Source organism: Marinobacter sp. ES-1 (genome assembly GCF_000475255.1).
Classification (GTDB): Bacteria; Pseudomonadota; Gammaproteobacteria; order Pseudomonadales; family Oleiphilaceae; genus Marinobacter; species Marinobacter vinifirmus.
Genome location: NZ_AXBV01000101.1, coordinates 1 through 702, shown reverse-complemented (window position 1 = coordinate 702; position 702 = coordinate 1). Strand labels below are relative to the sequence as shown.

Below are 702 nucleotides of genomic sequence, written 5' to 3'. Positions count from 1 at the left end.
CACGAATTACTTGGTTGGCTAATAAAGAGAGCAAACTCGGGTCTGTAGCTCAGGTGGTTAGAGCGCACCCCTGATAAGGGTGAGGTCGGTGGTTCAAGTCCACCCAGACCCACCAAAATTGCGTTATCCGTCGTTATCGCCGGGCTCACGTGCTACTCGCACGCTACACCCGTCGATGCCTAGGCTAACCCAATTTTCCGAGTTCGCCGAATCGTATCGGCGACTTGGTGTAGTAAGCCTCGAACGTTGAGGCAATCGCGGATGCGCCGGACAGGGTTTGTCAATCTAGGCGCAGTGTGAGCGAGTGAAGGAGTGACCCTCGATGGGTCATGACTGATGCGAGCGAAGACTGCAACGACGAGTGACAAAGGCTGGACAAGCAGACGGGGCCGTAGCTCAGCTGGGAGAGCGCCTGCCTTGCACGCAGGAGGTCAGGAGTTCGATCCTCCTCGGCTCCACCAAATTTTTACTGACTAGCCTTAATGGGTTAGCAGTGTACAGAAACAAGCGTTTCAGTTGTGTGACTCTGTTGAGAGTGGCGACTGAAGGTCTTCTTTCTGATCACTGGGTCAGATTTGCTCTTTAACAAATTGGACGAGATAGAACACGAATAGATTTCTCTCATTATCTCCGAGAGGAACTGTTCAAAGTGATAGCGATTTCAAGCGTTATCCGGTGTTGTCGTTGAAGTGGTTGTTATAT

2 tRNA genes are annotated in these 702 nt (G+C 51.4%); both read left to right on the top strand.

The annotated features are described in order from the left end of the window. Positions 1-38: 38 nt before the first annotated feature. Positions 39-115: transfer RNA gene (locus Q668_RS16000), tRNA-Ile, on the top strand. 270 nt (positions 116-385) lie between these two features. Further along, a tRNA-Ala gene (locus Q668_RS15995) sits at positions 386-461 on the top strand. Positions 462-702: the final 241 nt, after the last annotated feature.